Source organism: Acidiphilium sp. AL, assembly GCF_025499445.1.
GTDB classification, from domain to species: Bacteria; Pseudomonadota; Alphaproteobacteria; order Acetobacterales; family Acetobacteraceae; genus Acidiphilium; species Acidiphilium iwatense.
In genome coordinates, this window is the sequence record NZ_JAIMBZ010000002.1 from 1 (window position 1) to 18,429 (window position 18,429).

Below are 18,429 nucleotides of genomic sequence, written 5' to 3' on the forward strand. Positions count from 1 at the left end.
CCGGCCTGAACGCCACCTCGCAACATCAATGACCACGCTCAGAACAACAATCGCCCGCACCCTCGCCAGAACCCTGCCTAGATGCCCGTGTTGCCAACGACAAATCGAGAATGCTCGATTTATGACACAGTAAGACTAGGGGCGGCGTATGACGAATTGGTCGAGACGCGCCTGTTCCCCGCCCTCGGACTGACCGGCAGTTATATCGACGTGCCGCCCGGCCGGATGGAGGACTACGCGCAAGGCCATACCCAGGCCGGCGCGCCGATCCGTATGCGGCCGGGGGTGCTGGCGGTGGAAGCCTATGGCGTGAGAGCCCGCGCCGCCGACCTGATCCGGCTGGTCGATGCGAATATGCGGCCGGGCAACCTCGACGGCATCTGGCGGCGGCCTATCGCCGCCACGCATCGGGGCTATTTCCGGTCGGGACCGCTGATACAGGATCTGATCTGGGAGCAGTATCCGTGGCCCGTCACGCTCAGCCGGGTGCTGGCGGGGAATTCCGACCGGATGATCTATCAGGCGACCGCCGCCAGCCGCCTGGCCCCGCCGCTGCGCCCGGAGACCGCGGCGCTGATCAACAAGACGGGTACGACCAACGGCTTCTCCGCCTATCTGGCGTTCGTTCCCGCGACTCGGGTCGGCATCGTGATGCTCGCCAACCGGAACTACCCGACCCCGCCGAAGGTGGACGCGGCATACCGGATACTGACGCGGCTGGGCGCTGAGCCATGACGATGCCTGAGCGGCCCGAGCGCAACCGCCCGTTCGTCACCGCGACGCGTTCGGTCTATTCCCTCTATCTCGGGGTGCGCGGGCATCCTATTCTATAGGCCATGGACGCCAAGACCGCTCTTCTGGTGATCGACGTGCAGCGCGATTTCTGCGCCGGCGGCGCGCTCGCCGTGCCGGACGGCGACGCGGTCGTGCCAATCGTCAACGCGCTGGCCCGGCATTATCCGACCGTCATCGTCACCCAGGACTGGCATCCGGCCAACCATATTTCCTTCGCCAGCCAGCATGACGGCCGCGCGCCGTTCGAAACGATCACTCTTGGTTATGGCGAACAGATTCTCTGGCCGGATCATTGCGTGATGGGCAGCGCGGGTGCCGCGCTGCATTCCGCGCTCGAGATTCCGCACGCCGCGCTGATCCTGCGCAAAGGGTCGAACCGCGCGATCGATTCCTATTCCGCCTTTCTCGAAGCGGATCGCGCGACCAAGACCGGACTCGACGGGTATCTGACATCGCGCGGCATCACCCAGATCGATCTCTGCGGCCTCGCCACCGATTATTGCGTCGCCTGGTCGGCGCTGGATGCACGGCGCTTCGGCTTCGAGGCGCGGGTGATCGAGCCGGCGTGCCGGGCAATCGATCTCGCCGGTTCGCTCGATGCCGCATGGCGGGCGATGCAGGCGGCGGGGGTCGCGCGGGCCGGCGCAGTCTGATACCAGCGCCGCATGGGCGGCATGGCGCTGACAGGAACGGGCGGGGTCGCGTGACATGACGCGGGGTCGCATTGTCGCGGCACTTGTCGTTCTCGGCGTGATCGTCATCGGCGCGCTGTTCGGACCGCTGCTGGTGTCCGGCAATTATCATCGCGCGGCGATCGAGCGGCTGGCGAGCCGGCTAGCCGGGCGGCGGGTGACGATTTCGGGGCCGATCGAACTCGCGCTGATCCCCGATCCGCAATTGCGCGCGAGCAAGATCACCATCGGCGCACCCAATGGCGAGCGCACCACCGCCGCCTCGCTGAAGCTCGATCTCGCACCCGGCGCCCTGCTGCTCGGCCGGCTGCGCGCGACCAAACTAAGCCTGCGCGGACCGGATGTCGTGCTGCCCTGGCCGTTGCCCGGCGGCAGCGCGGCCGTGGCGCCGCCGCCCTGGCTCGCCTCGCTCCATGCCCGCATCGTCGACGGGCGGTTTCGCATCGGCGCGCTGAGATTGAGCCATGCCGATCTGTCGGTGTTCACCGGCGGGCCGCACGCGGTGCTCGCGGCGTCCGGCACCGCGCGTCTCGCGGGGGTGCCGGTGTCGGTCACTTTCGAACTCGACAATGCGGGTGGCGACCATCCGGCGCCGGTGACGGCATCGCTCGCGCCGACCGGCGCCAAGGGCGTGCGCCTGTCGTTCCGCGGCACGCTCGACCGCGCCAGCCTGCTCGCCGGCAGGCTCTCCGGCACCGCGTCCGCCGCCGCGATCGCCGATGCGGGGCTCAGCCATGTCCTCGTCGGCGGCGCGGCCGAATTGCGCGCCGATATCGCCGCCGATGGTCAGGCGATCGTGCTGCGCGGCATCGACGCCAGCCTCGGCCACACCGGTCTGGCGGGACGGGTGGCGATCGACCTGGTGCCTGGCGCGATGATCCGGTTCGATCTGACCGGGCACGACCTCGCGCCCGGTGCGGCACTCGGGCTGCTGCACGGCGTCGCGGGAACGGTGCCGCTCGCGGCATCGCTCGATCTGGACCGGATCGCCCTGGGCGGAATTGGGTTCGCGACATTGAAAGCTGATCTGGTTACCAAGCGGGGCGGCGTGCATATCCAGTCCTTGACCGGGGAATTGCCGGGCCGGGGCGCGGTGACCTTCGCCGGACGCATCGGCACGGCAGGCACGCTTGACGGACGCTTCACCCTGCGCTCCGCCGATCTTCGAGCGACTCTGGGCGCGATGGGCAAGGCATTGCCGGTTCTGGCGAACTGGCCCCATGGGTTCGGTGCCGCGACGCTGCGCGGGCGGATCGATAGCGCGGGGGGAACGCCCCCCGACATCCGGCTCGGCGGATTGCACGGTACGATCGGCGGCGGTGCCAGCAAACATGACCCGATGCCGGAATCGGCCTTCACCGGGGCGATCCACGTCATGGCAGGCAGGAAGACAACCCGCGTCGCGGCACGGCTCGATTTCGGCCGGTTGATCCTGACGCGCCCGGCGCTCTCGGGACTGTTCGCCGCCGCCGCGAAACCCGACCCGGCGCTCATCGGCCCGATCGTCCTCACCGCGCGGAGTGTCCGCCTGGACAGTGGCGGCGCGAAGCCGGCGATCCTTCCGATCGGCGATCGTCTGCTGATCGACGCCCGCCTCGGCGGCGGGATCGCGGTGCGGCTGGCGAGTCTGCGGATCGGCCATGCGATGCTGATCCTGCACGGCATCCGTGCCGCGGACGGCAGCGTGACCGCCGCGCGCGCCATGCTGACCGGGCCGGACGCGGCCACGACACTGCGCGGCATCATGCCTCTGCTCGCCGGGACGCGGACCGTGCCGAAATGGGCGAGGCTTCCGGTGTTCAACCAGCGTTTCGCCGCCGCCATCGCCGCCGCCGGACCGGCCAAGGCGCTGCATGCCGGCATGACGATGCATCTCGGCGCCGTCCGGCTCGCCGCAACGCCGGTCGCCGATCTGACAACCGGTAGCGCGGCCGGGCCGCTCAGCCTGCGTGCCCCGAGCGCGATCGCCCTGATCGAACAGCTCGGCGGCAAAACCATCCTCGGTGGGCGGAACGGGCTCGATTGGCCCGGTGCCGGGTCGGTCAGCCTGCGCGCCTCGGCCTTCGCGACCGGCGACATGCTCGGCATCGCCAATTTCGTCGGCTCGCTCGGCGCGCTGACCGCTTCGGGCCGGCTGACCCTCACGACCGGACCGGCGCCCCTTACGCTTGCGGGCGCCGTCGCCGCCGATACGCTGGTGCTGCCCGCGCCCCGCGCGTTGCTGGCACTCGCGGACACCGCTCTCGCCGCGAAACTCAAAATCGCGCTGCCGAGAATCACGGCTTCACGGGTCGATCAGTCGGAGGCGACCTTGGCGCGCAATGCCGCATTCGGCCTTTCGCTGGAGCAGGGCAAGCTGGCGCCGAGTCTGACGCTGGCGGTCGATCATGCCAGCGTTGTGGGCGGGCGGCTCGACGGTTCGGCGGAGCTGACCGGGGCGGCGGCGAAATCCCCGCCGACTCTGACGGTTGCCGGCCATCTCAAGGGGGCCGGAGCGGTGCGCATCGCGGCGATCGCCGCCGAGGCCGGGATCGCTTTGCCATTCACCAGCGGCAGCCTGGATCTCGCGACCAGCCTGACCGCGAGCGGGGGGACACCATCCGTCTGGCGCGGCGATCTTTCCGGCAGCCTGACCGGCTCGGGCAGCAAGCTCGGCATGGCTGGGATCGATCTTGTCAAAGCGGGTTCGGCATTGGGCGAAGCGGTCGCGGCAGAGCACCGGATCGGCCGGGTCGCGGCGGCGACCTTGCTGCGCGCAGCACTCGGTTCAGGACAGACCGAATTCGCCAAGGGCAATTTTTCGACGACAATCGCCAAGGGCAGGATCGCGATCGATACCGCCGGATTGACCGGCGAGAGCGGCAGACTCGCCGCCTCCGGCACGCTGGATCTCATTCATCGCCGGATCAGTCTGGATGCGACGGCGCGTCCGGTGGTTGCCGGGCACAAATCGGCGCCCGATCTGCCGGTCGCGATCGGCGGCGATCCGGCGCATCCCTCGGCGCGGCCGGAACTCGGTCCGGCGATGGGCTGGATCGGCAAGCACACGCCCCATCCGAGTGCACCATGAGGCAGCGAAGCTGGCAACTCGCGGCCTATGCGCTGCTCAATCTTGGGTTCTTCTTCTTCGACACCGCGCTGGGCCTGTTCGACGTCGCGACTTACGGGTATTTCACCGCGCGGCACGTCGCGCCTGTGCTGTTCGCGCTCGATTTCGTGATGGTGAGCGTGCCGATGCTGCTGGGCGGCTGGCTCGCCCATCTGCTCAACCGCCGTTTCGGGGTGCGCCGGGTCATCGGTCTCGGCTACGCGGTGGCGACCGGCGGGTTTCTGCTGCTTTACCTCTCGGGCCTGTATCGGATTCCGGCCTGCCTGCTGATCGTGAGCCTGCTGCTCGGCGTGCTGCTCAGCGCGATCCTGCCGGCTTTGTCGCGCTTCATCCGCGACGTGTTCGGCGCGGGGTCGGGCGCGGTGCTGGCACTCAAGCTCGATGCGTTGTTCATGGCGGTGGGAATGGTCGCGGGGGTCGGGTTCGGCACGGTCTGGTTCAACCGCGAGGGAATCGGTGTGTTCTTCCCCCTGGCGACCTCGTGTTTCGGCCTCGCGGGGGCGATCCATGTCGCATCGCTGTTCTTCCCCGGCGTGCTGCGCGACTATGCCGGGCCGGAAGCGCCGGCGCGCTGGTCGGCGGCACTCGCCACCGCGCGCCGCGCCGAAACCAAATGGCGCAGCCTGATGCTGCAGCCCGCATCGAATCTGGTCATCGTCCCGCTGATGGTGGGCCTGCCGGCCTTCGCCGAAACCCGGCATTATCGGGTGCTGCCGATGCTGGGCGCGATCGCGGCGCCGATCATCGTGCTCGCGGCACGGCGCACCGGGATGCTGACCGGGCGGCTCGTGGTGCCCGAGCGGCTGCTGCGCCGGATGATCGCGACGCGCGGGGCTGCGCTCTGGCCGATGGCGGGATTTTTGCTTCTTTACGGCATTGCGTTCCGCGCGGGTTCGCTGCCTGCGGTGTTCGCCCTGGTGTTCTGCGCCCATGTTCTGAGCAATATCGTCGCGGGAGCCGTGTTCTATGGGGTGCAGACCGAGTTTCCCGAGGGCGAGACCGCGGGCGCCAGCGCGCTGCAATCCCAGCTTTCGACCGGCGCCTGGGTGATCGCGGCGGTTCTTGCATCGGTGGTGATGGCGGTGCTGCCGCCGGAGGCCACCGTGGGGCTTTCGGCGATCGGGCTGGTGCTGGCGTTCGTCGTGCTGCGCGGGTCAGGCATGAGCGGGTTTCAACGCCGCGCCGAGTCGCCCATATCGAAATGAACCTGTTGGGAGCAAACCATGATCGAGCTGTACTACTGGACCACGCCGAACGGCCATAAGATCACGATCTTTCTGGAAGAGGCTGGAATTCTCTACAATATCCACCCGGTAAATATCGGCCAGGGCGACCAGTTCAAGCCCGAGTTCCTGCGGATTTCGCCGAATAACCGCATCCCGGCCATCATCGATACCGAACCCAGGGGTGGCGGTGCGCCGATCAGCGTGTTCGAATCCGGCGCGGTGCTGCAGTATCTCGCGGAAAAGACTGGGCAGTTCCTTCCCGCCGATATTCGCGGCCGCACCGAGGTGATGCAGTGGCTGTTCTGGCAGATGGGCGGGCTCGGCCCGATGGCGGGGCAGAACCACCATTTCAGCCAGTATGCGCCGGAAAAGCTGGACTACGCGATTACCCGCTATGTCAACGAAACCAACCGGCTCTACGCTGTGCTGAACAAGCGCCTTGCCGACCGGGAATTCGTGGCGGGCGACTACTCGATCGCCGACATGGCCTGCTATCCGTGGATCGTGCCGCATGAGCGGCAGGGCCAGAATCTCGACGATTTTCCGCATCTCAGGCGCTGGTTCCAGGCGATCTGGGACCGCCCGGCGGTCAAGCGTGCCTATGAGAAGGCGAAGGCCGTCTCGGAGGCGGCGACGGTGAACGAGGAATCCCGGAAAATCCTGTTCGGCCAGACCGCCAGGCACGTGGCTTGATATCAATGGCGCTGAGCGCTGGGCGAAGTTGCGTATCCATGGATTGCTTCGCCTTCGGCTCGCAATGACGCGGCATGGCCGGAATTATCGGATGAGAGCCGCGAGCAGCGAATCCAGCCGCTTGCGGCCTTCGGCCGTGGCGATCAGGCGATCCGGTGTGACTTCGAGATATCCGGCGAGCGTCGCCTGATCCACGATGCCCGGATCGAGCATGTCGTGGAGCGGAATGCCGGTTCGCGCCCGATAGGCGGCGGCGTCGATCCCCTCGGCGAGGCGCAGCCCCATCAGCAGGGCTTCGCGGGCGCGTTCATCCGGGGTGATTTTGACCTCCTCGACGCTGCCGTGGCTGTTTGCCTCGACGCGGGACGCCCATTCCTCGGGTGCGCGGTGGCGGCGGGTCGCGAGGAGGGTGTCGTCGATGGTGATCCGGCCATGGGCACCCGGCCCGATGCCCGCATAATCCTGATAGCGCCAATAGGCGAGATTGTGACGCGATTGCTGGCCCGGTCTGGCGTAGTTCGAGATTTCGTATTGTTCGAGGCCGAACCGGGTGGCTGCCTCGGCGGTGGCGTCATACAGCGCCGCCGCGTCGTCGTTCTCGGGGAGCACAAAATCACCGCGCGCGAAGCGGGTGGCAAATTGCGTGCCCGGCTCGATGGTGAGCTGATAGAGCGATAAATGGTCGAACCCCAGTGCCAGCACCCGACCCAATTCGTCGCGCCAGTTTGAGAGGCTCTGACCCGGCTGCGCATAAATCAGGTCGAAGCTGGCACGCGGGAAGATCGACCTTCCGAGTTCCGCCGCCGCGATCGCTTCCGCCGCCGAATGCTGGCGGCCGAGAAAGCGCAGCGCCGCATCGTCCAGGCTCTGCACGCCGATTGACACGCGATTGACCCCCGCGCCTCGGTAGCCCTTGAAGCGTTCGGCCTCGATGCTGGTGGGGTTGGCTTCGAGGGTGATTTCGAGATCTGGCTCCGGGGCAAACAGGGTCGTTGCATCGTCGATCAAGGCAGCGACGCTGTCCGGCGCCATCAGGCTCGGCGTGCCGCCGCCGAAGAAGATCGAGGCGAGGCGCCGTTTGCCGAGGCGCTCAGCCTCGAACGCAAGTTCGGTGCGTAACGCCTTGATGATGCGGTTTTCAGGGATATGCTCGCGGACATGGGAATTAAAGTCGCAATAGGGGCATTTGGCGCGGCAGAACGGCCAGTGGATATAAAGGGCGAGCGGTTGCATCGGCGCGTTCCTACCATGCCTTGCGCCGGAATGGCATCTGGGGCATATCGCGCGGGTCGGCATCCCTCGTATGGGGATTGGCCGATAATTCGCACACGGAGCGCCTTCCCAGCACGCTGGGTCCGGTGCCGCAAGGCCAGGCTCCGTGGAGGTTCAACCGGACGATCGTTCACCCGACGATCACAGAAAGGAATTTCGCCCATGGCGATGCCAGACGTTTCGCTGCGCCAGTTGCTCGAATCCGGCGTTCATTTCGGCCACAACACGCGGCGCTGGAACCCGCGCATGGCGCCCTATTTGTTCGGCGTGCGCAACCAGGTTCACATTATCGATCTGCAACAGACCGTGCCGATGCTGGAACGCGCGCTGCGCGAGATCCGCAACGTCACCGCCGGCGGCGGACGCGTGCTGTTCGTCGGCACCAAGCGCGCCGCAGCCGAGCATATCGCCGATTCGGCCAAGCGCTGCGGCCAGTACTACGTCAACCATCGCTGGCTCGGCGGCATGCTGACCAACTGGAAGACCATCACCAATTCGATCCGCAAGCTGCGCCAGATGGAAGAGACCGTGAGCGGCGAAGCCCAGGGCCTGACCAAGAAAGAGGTGTTGAACCTGTCGCGCGAGCGCGACAAGCTCGACCGCGCGCTGGGCGGCATCAAGGAGATGGGCGGGCTGCCGGACATTCTGTTCATCATCGACACCAACAAGGAAAAGCTCGCGGTCGAGGAAGCCAACAAGCTCGGCATTCCCGTCGTCGCGGTGCTCGATTCCAACTCCGACCCCACCGGCGTCACCTATCCGATCCCCGGCAATGATGACGCGATCCGGGCGATCACGCTGTATTGCGATCTGGTCGCCGGGGCGGTGCTCGACGGCATCAGCGCCGAGCTCGCCGCGTCGGGCGCCGATATCGGGGCCGCCGAGGAATTGCCGGCGGATGCGACGATCGAGGATGCCGAAGCGCACGCCTGAGTTTTGACGAGCTGACAAGGAGAACGGCCATGGCCGAAATTACCGGCGCAATGGTGAAGGAACTGCGCGAGAAGACCGGCGCGGGCATGATGGACTGCAAGAAGGCGCTGACCGAGGCGGGCGGCGACATGGAAGCCGCGATCGACTGGCTGCGCAAGAAAGGTCTTGCCGCCGCTGCGAAGAAATCCGGCCGGGTTGCCGCCGAGGGACTGGTCGGCGTCGCGCACGAGGGCAACAAGGCGGCGATGGTCGAGGTGAATGCCGAGACCGATTTCGTCGCGCGCAACGATGCGTTCCAGGGTTTCGTCGAGACCGTGTCGAAGCTCGCGCTCACCGTGGGCGAGGATGTCGAGGCGCTGAAATCCGCGACCTATCCGGGCAAGGACCACAGCGTTGCCGACGAACTCACCCAGATCATCGCGACCGTGGGCGAGAACATGACGATCCGCCGCGCCGCGGTGATCGAGGTTTCGCAGGGTGCCGCGGCGTCCTATGTGCATGGCGCGCTGAAGCCGGGCCTCGGCAAGATCGGCGTTCTGGTTGCCCTCGAAGGCAACGCCGAGGAGGCGCTGTTCGCGCTGGGCCGGCAGCTTGGCATGCATATCGCGGCGACGCGGCCGGATGCGATCAGCATCGCCGATATCGATCCGGCGGCCGTCGAGCGCGAAAAGGCGATCTTCGCCGATCAGGCACGCGCTTCCGGCAAGCCGGATGCGATCATCGAAAAGATGGTCGATGGAAGGGTGAAGAAATACTACGAGGACGTGGTTCTGCTCGAACAGACCTGGGTTCATGACGGCGAGCTGAAGGTGCAGAAAGTGCTGCACAATGCGGGCGCCGATGTGACGCGCTTCGTGCGCTTCACCCTGGGCGAAGGCATCGAAAAGGAAACCACCGACTTTGCCGCCGAAGTCGCCGCGGCGGCGGGAGTTTAAGCAAGAAAGGGTTCTTTTTTATAAAAGAACCAAAAAACTTTTCCATGTTGGGCCGGTGGCGCGATGATTTCGCGGCACCGGCCCTGATTATAAGTCAGGATTTTCAGGATCACTCGGTCAGTTTCGTCAGGCGGTGCTCATGAAATTAACGCTGAATGCAGTCGGGCGGTTTTCGGCCGCCATCCTATTCGCTGCCATGATCGGGGCGGCACCGATTGCGCGAGCCAAGCCGCCATCGGCTGCGGTGCGCCAATATGTCGTGACGGCGGCCCGCGCGCTCCAGCAGCAAATCACCGCCGTTGCTTACATTCACCGCGCATCCCTGCAACGCGATCTTGGCGGAAGTTCGGCACGTGTTCTTGTCTTGTTTTCCGTCGATCGAAACGGGCATGTTTCGATGCACCGGATTTACCGCTCAAGCGGCGATCCGCGATTTGACGACGATGTGTTGCGCTGGACTACGCCGATGACGTTTCCGCCGTTCCCCGCATCGATCAAGCGTTCTCGCCTCGCGTTCGTTTTGCCTGTGGTCTTTGCGCCGCGCCCATAGTTCGCGCCTGCCATCCTACACCGAAAAATACTTCGCTTTCGGGTTGAGCACGACGATCGCGCTGGTCGATTGCTCGGGGTGCAACTGGAACTCGTCGGACAGCGACACGCCGATCCGCTCGGCATCGAGCAGGCGCAAAAGCTGCGTCTGGTCCTCCAGCTTCGGGCAGGCCGGATAGCCGAACGAGTAGCGCGAGCCGCGATAGGACTGGCTCAGCATTTTTTCCATGTCGCGATCGTCCTCGCCGGCGAAACCGAGTTCCGCGCGGATGCGCTTATGGGTGTATTCCGCCATCGCCTCGGCCATTTCGACCGAAAGCCCGTGCAGATAGAGATAGTCCTGATAACGGTTGTCCTCGAACCACGCGCGGGCGATCTCGGAGGATTTCTGGCCCATGGTGACGATTTGCAACCCGATCACGTCACGCTCGGCATCGTCGATGTCGCGGAAGAAATCGGCGATACACTCGCCGTCCTCGCGCGGCTGGCGCGGCAGAGAGAAGCGCGCGACTTCCGTGGCGCCGTCGGGCTCGAACAGGATCAAGTCGTTGCCCTGCCCCGCGGCTTTCCAATAGCCGTAGATCGCCTGGGGTTTGAGAATGTCCTCGGCGTCGCACAGCGCCAGCATGCGCTTCATGATCGGGCGGAGTTCCTGGCGCGCCCAGCCCATGAATTCGTCGAGCGATTTGCCCTGCTTGCGGAAGCCCCACTGGAACTGGAACAGCGAGCGCTCGTTGATGAACGGCACTAACGCTTTCGGCGGCGCCTCGATCATCCTGGTACCCCAGAATGGCGGCTCGGCGATGGCGACGCTTTCGGTCAGGCGGCGACGGCGGAATTGGGCGGCGTTGACATCGACGGGGGCAAAACCGCGCGCGTCGGCCTGCCCCAATGTGCGTTTGGTGTTGCGTGGCTTGCCTTTGCGTTTCGCCTGGATCGCCGCGAGATAATCGTCGAGTCCGTTGCCGGTGACCCGATCCATCAAATGCAGACCGTCGAACGCATCGCGCGCGTAGGCGACCCGACCGCCGGCATAGGCCGCGACGCAATCCTCCTCGACATAGTTGCGGGTGAGCGCGGCGCCCCCGAGCAGGACCGGAATGTCCAGTCCCTGACGGGTCATCTCCTCCAGATTTTCCCGCATCACCACGGTGGATTTCACCAGTAGCCCGGACATGCCGATGGCATGAGCCCGATGCTCGCGCGCGGCATGCACCATGTCGGCGAGCGGCACCTTGATCCCGAGATTGACCACGCGATAGCCGTTATTGGTGAGGATGATATCGACCAGGTTCTTGCCGATATCATGCACGTCGCCCTTCACCGTGGCGAGCACGATGGTGCCTTTTTCCTGGCCTTCGACGCGTTCCATCATCGGTTCGAGATAGGCGACGGCGGCCTTCATGGTTTCCGCAGATTGCAGCACGAAGGGCAACTGCATCTTGCCGGCACCGAACAATTCGCCCACCACCTTCATGCCGTCGAGCAGGATGTCGTTGATGATGTCGAGCGGGTCGTGGGTTTTCAGCGCCACGTCGAGTTCGTCGGTCAATCCCTTGCGGTCGCCATCGACGATGCGGTCCTTCAAGCGGCCCTCCACCGTTTCGGCGCGGGTCTTCTTGGTCGCCTCGACGGCCTTGCGGTCGGCGAACATGTCGAGCACGCGATGCAGCGGATCGTAGCCTTCGCGGCGGCGATCGAAGATCAAATCCTCCATCACCTGCACTTCTTCCAGTGCGATCAGATGCAGCGGGCGGATTTTCGAGACATGCACGATCGCGCCGGTCATGCCGGCCTTGACCGCGAGATCGAGAAACACCGAGTTCAGCACCGCGCGCGCCGCCGGGTTCAATCCAAACGAGATGTTGGACAGTCCGAGGATGATCTGGATGTCGGGGAATTCGTCGCGGATCGCCTTGATCCCTTCCAGCGTCCACTGGCCAAGCTTGCGGTCGTCCTCGTTGCCGGTGGCGATGGTGAGCGTTAGCGGGTCGATCAGCAGATCGCTTTGCGGCAAGCCGTGCTGGTTGCAGGCGACATCGACCAGCCGACGGGCGATTTCGAGTTTCTGCGCCGGCTGCTTCGCCATGCCCACCTCGTCGATGGTCAGCGCGATCACCGCGGCGCCGAATTTCTTCGCGAGTTTCAGCCGGTCGCGCGCGATGTGCTCGCCATCCTCGAAATTGATCGAGTTGATGATCGGCTTGCCGCCGTGCAGCTTCAGCGCCGCCTCGATCACCGGGGTTTCGGTGGAATCGATCACCAGCGGCGCATTCACCGACGAGGTGAACCGCGTGATCACCTGGTTCATCTCGGCGATTTCGTTACGCCCGACGAAGGCGGTGCAGATATCGAGCGCGTTGGAGGCTTCGGCGACCTGCTCGCGACCCACCGCGACGCAACCGTCCCAATCGGCTTTTTCCTGCAATTGTCGCCACTTTTTTGAACCATTGGCGTTGCAGCGCTCGCCGATCGAGAAATAGCTGTTTTCCTGGCGCAGCGGGGTCGCGCCATACAGGCTCGCGACCGAGGGAATCCATACCGGCTTGCGCGGCACCGGCGCGGGTCGATGGTTGCCGAGACGCCGCAGCATCGCATCCAGCGCCTCGATATGCGGGGTGGAGGTGCCGCAACAGCCGCCGATCAGGTTGATGCCGTCTTCGACGACGAAGCGCTCCATCCAGCTCGCGAGTTCGGCGGCACCGAGCGGGTAATGGGTTTTGCCATCCACCAGTTCCGGCAGGCCGGCATTGGGCTGCACCGAAATCAACCTCGGCCAGTTCTGCGCGAGATAGCGCACGTGCTCGGCCATTTCCTGCGGCCCGGTCGCGCAGTTCAGGCCCATCAGCGGTACGTCGAGCGCATGAACCACCGTCGCGGCGGCGGCGATATCGGGTCCCACCAGCAGCGTGCCGGTGGTTTCCACCGTGACCTGAACGAAAATCGGCGTATTGCGGCGAAGTTCGGCGCGGGCGATTTTCGCCCCGTTCACCGCCGCCTTGATCTGCAGCGTGTCCTGGCAGGTTTCGATCAGGATGGCATCGACCCCGCCATCGATCAGGCCCCGGCATTGCTCGGCGAGGCCGGCTTCCAGCGTGTCGTAATCGATATTGCCCAGACTCGGCAGTTTGGTTCCCGGCCCGACGCTGCCGACCACGAAACGGTCGCGCCCATCGGCGAAACTTTCCGCCGCCTCGCGCGCGAGTTCGCCGGCGATGCGGTTGATTTCGCGGGCGCGATCGCCCAACTCGAATTCGGCCAGGGTGATCGGCGAGCCGCCGAAGCTGTTGGTTTCCACCATATCCGCGCCGGCCGCGAAATAGCCGCGATGGATGTCGCGGATCAGGTCGGGGCGTGAAAGGTTCAGCACTTCCGTGCAGTTTTCCTTATCCCAGTAGTCGCGCTCGACATCGAGGGTCAGCGCCTGGACGCGCGCACCCATGCCGCCATCGCAGAGCAGGACACGGTTTTTCAGGACATCGAGCAGATGGGATCTGGACATGATCTTGCGGGATATAGCATGGCCGCACCATTTCCAAATCCATGAGCGGGCAGCGAGGTGATATGCGGATTCCGGTGATCTTCGGCGGCGATGTCGCACCGGACGACGCGGTGCTGATCGAGGGCGACGCCCCTGCCCCGCCGGCGGCGTGGGTGGAGCGGTTCCATCTGCCCGCCAACCCGCTCCACGGCGTCGGCTGCGCCTGTTGCGCGCCGCGCGGGCCGGCGGCCGAGGCCCTATCCCGCCTGTTTCTGGCGCGGGCGCGGGGCTCGAGCCGGTTGTTCCCCCGCCTCGTCGTGGTCGCGAGCGATCGAGGGATTGCGGCGGTGCGGGCCGCGCTGATCGCCGATCCGGTGACAACGGCGCATTTCATGGAATGACATTAAGTTAGATATATTGACATACGGCTTGCGTTCGTGCATTGTTCCCTTGCAACACAGGGAGCAAAACGATGCCCGAGCGCCGCGACTGGACCGAAGCCGCCGATAACACGATCCGCCGGATGCGCGCCGACGGCGCGACCTGGGCCGCGATCGGCGCCGTGCTCGGGCTGTCGCGCAACACGATCATCGAGCGGGGACGGCGCATCCACGCCGCGGGCGGCCCGGTGCAGACACAGCGTCCGCCCCGCCCGCCGGAGGATGATCCGAATCGCGGCCCGCTGCCTGCCGGTCATCCGATTTCCTGGGGACTTCTGACCGCCGGTACTGTGCTGGAAGGCGTCGCCTACACGCCGCTCTCGGCCGAACGGCGGGAGGCCGGCCGATGAACGTCGTACGTGCGCAACGGGCGGGCACCGTGCTGGGTTCGGGCGTTGGCTTGCCCCGGGCGATACGCCCCTGCCCGGCCATCATCGAGGCGTCGAATCCGCTCGCCGCCCTGACCGAACGGCTGGAGGAAGCCGGCGCCACGCTGCTCGCTTTGCCGAATACCGGCTATTCGCCGCATCTGCGCATCATGCGCTACGAGGTGGTCCATAGCGCGCTCGACGCTTATGGCTGGCAGCCGGTAAGCATCCGCCCGCCGCACCCGAGCAATGCGGCGATCGACCGGATGGACGAAGCCTTCGCCTGGCTCGCCCTGATCCCGGAGGAACGGTTTCTGCTCCGCCGGATCGTCGGCGCGCGGGCATTGACCCATCCGCTCACCGGCAGGCATCTGTTCCCCTGGCGCCGGCTCGGCGGCGTGCTGGGAGCGGACCATAAATCGGTGCAGCGCTGGCACCGCGACGGGTTGGGATTGATCCTTGCGGCACTCGAATGACCACCCCGCCTTGCCCAAACCGACACATCGGGCTAAGCCGCCGCATCCTTATTCCAGATCGAGTGTCATTCCATGAAGCAGCAGGCGAATCTGATCCGCGCCGGCCAGGTGATCGAGCACGACGGCCGCCGCTGGACCGTGCTCAAGCAGCAGATCATCACCCCAGGCAAAGGCGGCGCGTTCATCCAGGTGGAAATGCGCGACCTGAAAACCGGCAACAAGACCAACGAGCGCTGGCGCACCGCCGATACCGTCGAGCGGCTGATGACCGACAACCGCGACTACACCTATTCCTATACCGACGGCGATAACCTGGTGCTGATGGACGGTGAAAGCTTCGAGCAGTTCCTGGTGCCCGCCGGCCTGCTGGGCGATCAGGCGCCGTTTCTGCAGGACAACATGCAGGTCATGATCGATCTGGTCGAAGGCGAGCCGGTCGGCATCCATCTGCCCGCCACCGTCACCCTCGAAATCGTCGAAGCCGACCCGGTGGTCAAAGGCCAGACCGCCTCGTCCTCCTATAAACCGGCAAAACTCGCCAACGGCGTGAAAACCATGGTGCCGCCCTTCGTCGAAGCCGGCGAACGCGTCGTCGTGCGCACCGAAGACGCGAGCTACGTGGAACGCGCCAAGGGGTGAAAGCAAGGCCAGGGCTCCGCCCTGGACCCGCCAAAGGCAGAGCCTTTGGAATCCAGTATTGGCATCTGTCTGATGGGGGACGGTGCGGTCTCGAACAATCCTCTGCCCCCATCAGACAGATGCCCGCTATCGGTTCTAAGGGCTGAGCCCTTAGTGGGGTTCCAAGGGGCAAAGCCCCTTGGCCTTACTTCACCCTAGGAGTGTTTCGACATGGTACCGCGGCGTTCCGCGCATATGACGATCATGGTGACGGCGGCGCAGAAGGCCGCGAAGCGGCTGATTCGCGATTTCAACGAGGTCGAGCATCTTCAGGTTTCGGTGAAGGGACCGTCGGATTTCGTCAGCCAGGCGGATCTGCGGTCCGAGCAGGTGATTCTGGAAGAACTGGATCGGGCGCGGCCGGGTTATGGCTTTCTGATGGAGGAAAGCGGGAAGCGCGGCTCGGAGAACTGGGCGTGGCGCTGGATCGTCGATCCGTTGGATGGCACGACCAATTTTTTACATGCGATTCCGAACTGGGCGATTTCGATCGCGCTCGAGAAGCGCCTGCCGGATGGCGGCTCGGAAATCGCGGCCGGGCTGGTGTTCGCACCCGCGCTCGATGAGATCTATTGGGCGGAAAAAGGTGTCGGCGCCTATCTGAACGACCGGAGGCTGCGGGTTTCCGCCCGGCGGGACTGGTCCGAGGCATTGTTCGCGACCGGGATTCCTTTCGCCAAGACCGCGCCGCGCAACCGGCTTGCCTTCGCGCGCGTGCTCGGCGGCCTGATGCCGGAAACCGCCGGCGTGCGACGCTTCGGCGCGGCCTCGCTCGATCTGGCCTGGACCGCTTCCGGCCGGTTCGATGGATACTGGGAACTCGGCACCCATGAATGGGACGTTGCGGCTGGGATTCTGCTGGTGCGCGAGGCGGGCGGCTATGCGACCGATCCGGCCGGGCACGATCGCGTGACCGGCGACGTGGTTGCCGGTAATCCGCATTTACAGCCGCGTTTGCGGGAATTGGTCGCCGAAGCGATGGGGGCGGCGAAAGCCTGATCGCGACCGGCCATTGAGCGTGACGCGGCTTCTACGCTACTGTCCCGCGCGATGAGGCAATCGCGGGTATTTTCAGGCTTCGTCCTGCTTGCGGGCGTCCTTGGCGCCTGCGGGATCGTGCCATCGTCCGTGGCGCAGATCGTCGTGAACCAGCAGGCGTTGCGGCAGCTTTCGGGCCACAAGCCGGCGCCATCGACCGTCCACCGGCCGGCGCCGCGCATCGCCCGTCGCGTCATCCGGCATCATGCGGTCGTGCGGCCTTTGCCCTTGCCGCCACCGCCCCCGCCGCAAATCGCAACGGCTCATCAGCCGCCGCCACCGAAACCGAAGCCGCCGCGTGCCGTCACCCTGGTATTTTCCTCCACCGCGGCAGAGCTTCAGGCGGCTCAATCGCGCGATCTCGCCGGCTTCATCGGCGCGATGCCCGATCCCGCCGCGCATTTCGTGATCCAGGCGACCGCACCGGGGATCGCGAGCGACCCATCGGTCGCGCGCCGTCTCTCGCTCAATCGCGGCCTCGCGGTGCGGGCCGTTTTGCGCCGCGCGGGCATCAAATCCGATCACATCATCGTCCAGGCGCTCGGCGATCCGCCGGGAATGCCGGACAACCGCGCCGTGCTGACCGAAATTCCGTGAGGCAAACGCCGTCATGACCCGACCGAACCGCTATCTGATCCGCATGCTGGTGTTTCTGGTCCTGGTCTACGGGCTTGCCGCCCTCATCGCGCCGACGCTCGCTAAATTCTATATGGCCAATCCGGTGATCAACTCGGTGATCGTGGTGGTCGAGATTTTCGGCATCGCCTGGAATCTCCGGCAGGTTCTGCGCCTTTCGCCGGAGGTGGACTGGGTCGAGCGGTTCCAGCGCTCGCGCGCATCGATCGAACAGGGGCCGAAACCGCGCCTGTTGCTGCCGATGGCACGGATGTTCGGCGCACGCAGCGATGACGGCAAGCGGATGACATTGTCGGTGGCCGGAATGCGCTCGATGCTCGACGGCATCGCGAGCCGGCTCGACGAAAGCCGCGAATTGTCCCGCTATGTGACGGGCGTGATGATTTTTCTCGGTCTGCTCGGCACGTTCTGGGGATTGCTGAAAACCGTCCATGCCGTCGCCGAAGTGATCGCCGCGATGAATCTCGCGGGCGGCGACGTGAACGCGATGTTCGCGCAGCTCAAGGCCGGGCTCGCCGGGCCGCTCGCCGGCATGGGTACGGCGTTTTCCTCCTCGATGTTCGGGTTGTCGGGCGCGCTGATCCTCGGGTTTCTCGACCTCACCGCCGGACAGGCGATGAATCGCTTCTTTAACGAGCTGGAGGAATGGCTCGCCGGGCTGACGCGGGTATCTTCGGGTGCGCTCGGCCATGACGGCGAAGCCCCGATACCCGCCTATGTCCAGGCATTGCTCGAACAGAGCGCGGAAAACATCGAATCACTGCAGCGCGTGCTGACCCGCCACGAGGAAAGCCGGACGCAAACTTCGCAGGCGACCCAGACCCTGACCGAGCGGATGAACACGCTGACCGAGGCGATTCATAATTCGCATCGCATCATGCTGAAAATCGGCGAGACTCAGGCCGCACTCGCGCGCATCGTCGAACAGGATGATCGGGCCGGCGATGAAATTTCCCGTGCGCATCTGCGCAATATCGAATTGCTGCTGGCGCGGCTGATCGCCGAGGCGGAACAGGGCCGGGTACAGGGCGTCGCCGATCTGCGCCAGGATCTGAAAATCCTGACCCGCACGGTCGCGGCCCGGTTCGACGACGTGAGGAGCTGAGCC

The 18,429-nt window shown here is 65.4% G+C and carries 17 protein-coding genes; 15 read left to right on the forward strand and 2 right to left on the reverse strand.

What is annotated here, in order from left to right; genetic code table 11:
* The first annotated feature begins 81 nt into the window (after nucleotides 1-81).
* From AiwAL_RS01405 to AiwAL_RS01425, 5 genes are all read left to right on the forward strand, one after another.
* Entirely contained in the window at nucleotides 82-735 is a 654-nt protein-coding gene (locus AiwAL_RS01405; RefSeq protein ID WP_262311972.1) for a serine hydrolase, read from the forward strand.
* Nucleotides 736-836: 101 nt separating this feature from the next.
* Nucleotides 837-1,448 (forward strand): bifunctional nicotinamidase/pyrazinamidase, encoded by a 612-nt coding sequence (gene pncA, locus AiwAL_RS01410; protein WP_235703422.1) that lies wholly within the window; start codon nucleotides 837-839, stop codon nucleotides 1,446-1,448.
* A 55-nt stretch (nucleotides 1,449-1,503) separates the two neighbouring features.
* Nucleotides 1,504-4,557, forward strand: a complete 3,054-nt coding sequence (locus tag AiwAL_RS01415) for an AsmA family protein (protein WP_235703423.1) — start codon at nucleotides 1,504-1,506, stop codon at nucleotides 4,555-4,557.
* On the forward strand, nucleotides 4,554-5,801 hold the full coding sequence (locus tag AiwAL_RS01420) for a hypothetical protein (RefSeq protein ID WP_235703424.1): 1,248 nt from the start codon (nucleotides 4,554-4,556) through the stop codon (nucleotides 5,799-5,801). The genes AiwAL_RS01415 and AiwAL_RS01420 overlap by 4 nt, the downstream gene beginning before the upstream one ends.
* Before the next feature lie 18 nt (nucleotides 5,802-5,819).
* Complete coding sequence (locus AiwAL_RS01425) at nucleotides 5,820-6,515, forward strand: glutathione binding-like protein (RefSeq protein WP_235703425.1); 696 nt, start codon at nucleotides 5,820-5,822, stop codon at nucleotides 6,513-6,515.
* Between the two features lie 84 nt (nucleotides 6,516-6,599).
* Here AiwAL_RS01425 and hemW read toward each other — a convergent pair whose 3' ends face one another.
* A complete protein-coding gene (gene hemW / locus AiwAL_RS01430; protein ID WP_235703426.1) occupies nucleotides 6,600-7,748 on the reverse strand; it encodes a radical SAM family heme chaperone HemW in 1,149 nt (382 codons plus the stop codon).
* A 201-nt stretch (nucleotides 7,749-7,949) separates the two neighbouring features.
* Here hemW and rpsB point away from each other — a divergent pair, with 201 nt between their 5' ends.
* The 3 genes from rpsB to AiwAL_RS01445 all read left to right on the forward strand — a co-directional run bounded on the left by rpsB (nucleotide 7,950) and on the right by AiwAL_RS01445 (nucleotide 10,205).
* A complete protein-coding gene (gene rpsB, locus AiwAL_RS01435) occupies nucleotides 7,950-8,720 on the forward strand; it encodes a 30S ribosomal protein S2 (protein WP_235703427.1) in 771 nt (256 codons plus the stop codon).
* Nucleotides 8,721-8,749: 29 nt separating this feature from the next.
* Nucleotides 8,750-9,655 (forward strand): translation elongation factor Ts, encoded by a 906-nt coding sequence (tsf, locus tag AiwAL_RS01440; protein ID WP_235703428.1) that lies wholly within the window; start codon nucleotides 8,750-8,752, stop codon nucleotides 9,653-9,655.
* Between the two features lie 196 nt (nucleotides 9,656-9,851).
* Complete coding sequence (locus AiwAL_RS01445) at nucleotides 9,852-10,205, forward strand: TonB family protein (protein ID WP_235703429.1); 354 nt, start codon at nucleotides 9,852-9,854, stop codon at nucleotides 10,203-10,205.
* 15 nt (nucleotides 10,206-10,220) lie between these two features.
* Here AiwAL_RS01445 and metH read toward each other — a convergent pair whose 3' ends face one another.
* Nucleotides 10,221-13,706: a methionine synthase gene (metH, locus tag AiwAL_RS01450; protein WP_235703430.1), complete on the reverse strand. Its 3,486-nt coding sequence runs from the start codon at nucleotides 13,704-13,706 to the stop codon at nucleotides 10,221-10,223.
* Nucleotides 13,707-13,747: 41 nt separating this feature from the next.
* On the opposite strand from metH, the gene AiwAL_RS01455 reads away from it, so the two are divergent.
* From AiwAL_RS01455 to AiwAL_RS01485, 7 genes are all read left to right on the forward strand, one after another.
* Nucleotides 13,748-14,086: a hypothetical protein gene (locus tag AiwAL_RS01455; protein WP_235703431.1), complete on the forward strand. Its 339-nt coding sequence runs from the start codon at nucleotides 13,748-13,750 to the stop codon at nucleotides 14,084-14,086.
* A gap of 71 nt (nucleotides 14,087-14,157) precedes the next feature.
* Nucleotides 14,158-14,475 (forward strand): AsnC family protein, encoded by a 318-nt coding sequence (locus tag AiwAL_RS01460; RefSeq protein WP_235703432.1) that lies wholly within the window; start codon nucleotides 14,158-14,160, stop codon nucleotides 14,473-14,475.
* The gene (locus AiwAL_RS01465; RefSeq protein WP_235703433.1) at nucleotides 14,472-14,969 is read left to right on the forward strand and encodes a DUF6362 family protein; all 498 of its coding nucleotides are present in this window, start codon (nucleotides 14,472-14,474) and stop codon (nucleotides 14,967-14,969) included. Before AiwAL_RS01460 ends, AiwAL_RS01465 begins: the two co-directional genes overlap by 4 nt.
* A 72-nt stretch (nucleotides 14,970-15,041) precedes the next feature.
* Complete coding sequence (efp, locus tag AiwAL_RS01470) at nucleotides 15,042-15,608, forward strand: elongation factor P (protein WP_235703434.1); 567 nt, start codon at nucleotides 15,042-15,044, stop codon at nucleotides 15,606-15,608.
* Nucleotides 15,609-15,818: 210 nt separating this feature from the next.
* Nucleotides 15,819-16,646 (forward strand): inositol monophosphatase family protein, encoded by an 828-nt coding sequence (locus AiwAL_RS01475; RefSeq protein WP_262311974.1) that lies wholly within the window; start codon nucleotides 15,819-15,821, stop codon nucleotides 16,644-16,646.
* Nucleotides 16,647-16,697: 51 nt separating this feature from the next.
* Nucleotides 16,698-17,282 carry a hypothetical protein gene (locus AiwAL_RS01480; RefSeq protein ID WP_235703436.1) on the forward strand — a complete coding sequence of 195 codons (585 nt, stop codon included), beginning with the start codon at nucleotides 16,698-16,700 and terminating at the stop codon, nucleotides 17,280-17,282.
* 13 nt (nucleotides 17,283-17,295) lie between these two features.
* Nucleotides 17,296-18,426: a flagellar motor protein MotA gene (locus AiwAL_RS01485; RefSeq protein ID WP_235703437.1), complete on the forward strand. Its 1,131-nt coding sequence runs from the start codon at nucleotides 17,296-17,298 to the stop codon at nucleotides 18,424-18,426.
* Nucleotides 18,427-18,429: the final 3 nt, after the last annotated feature.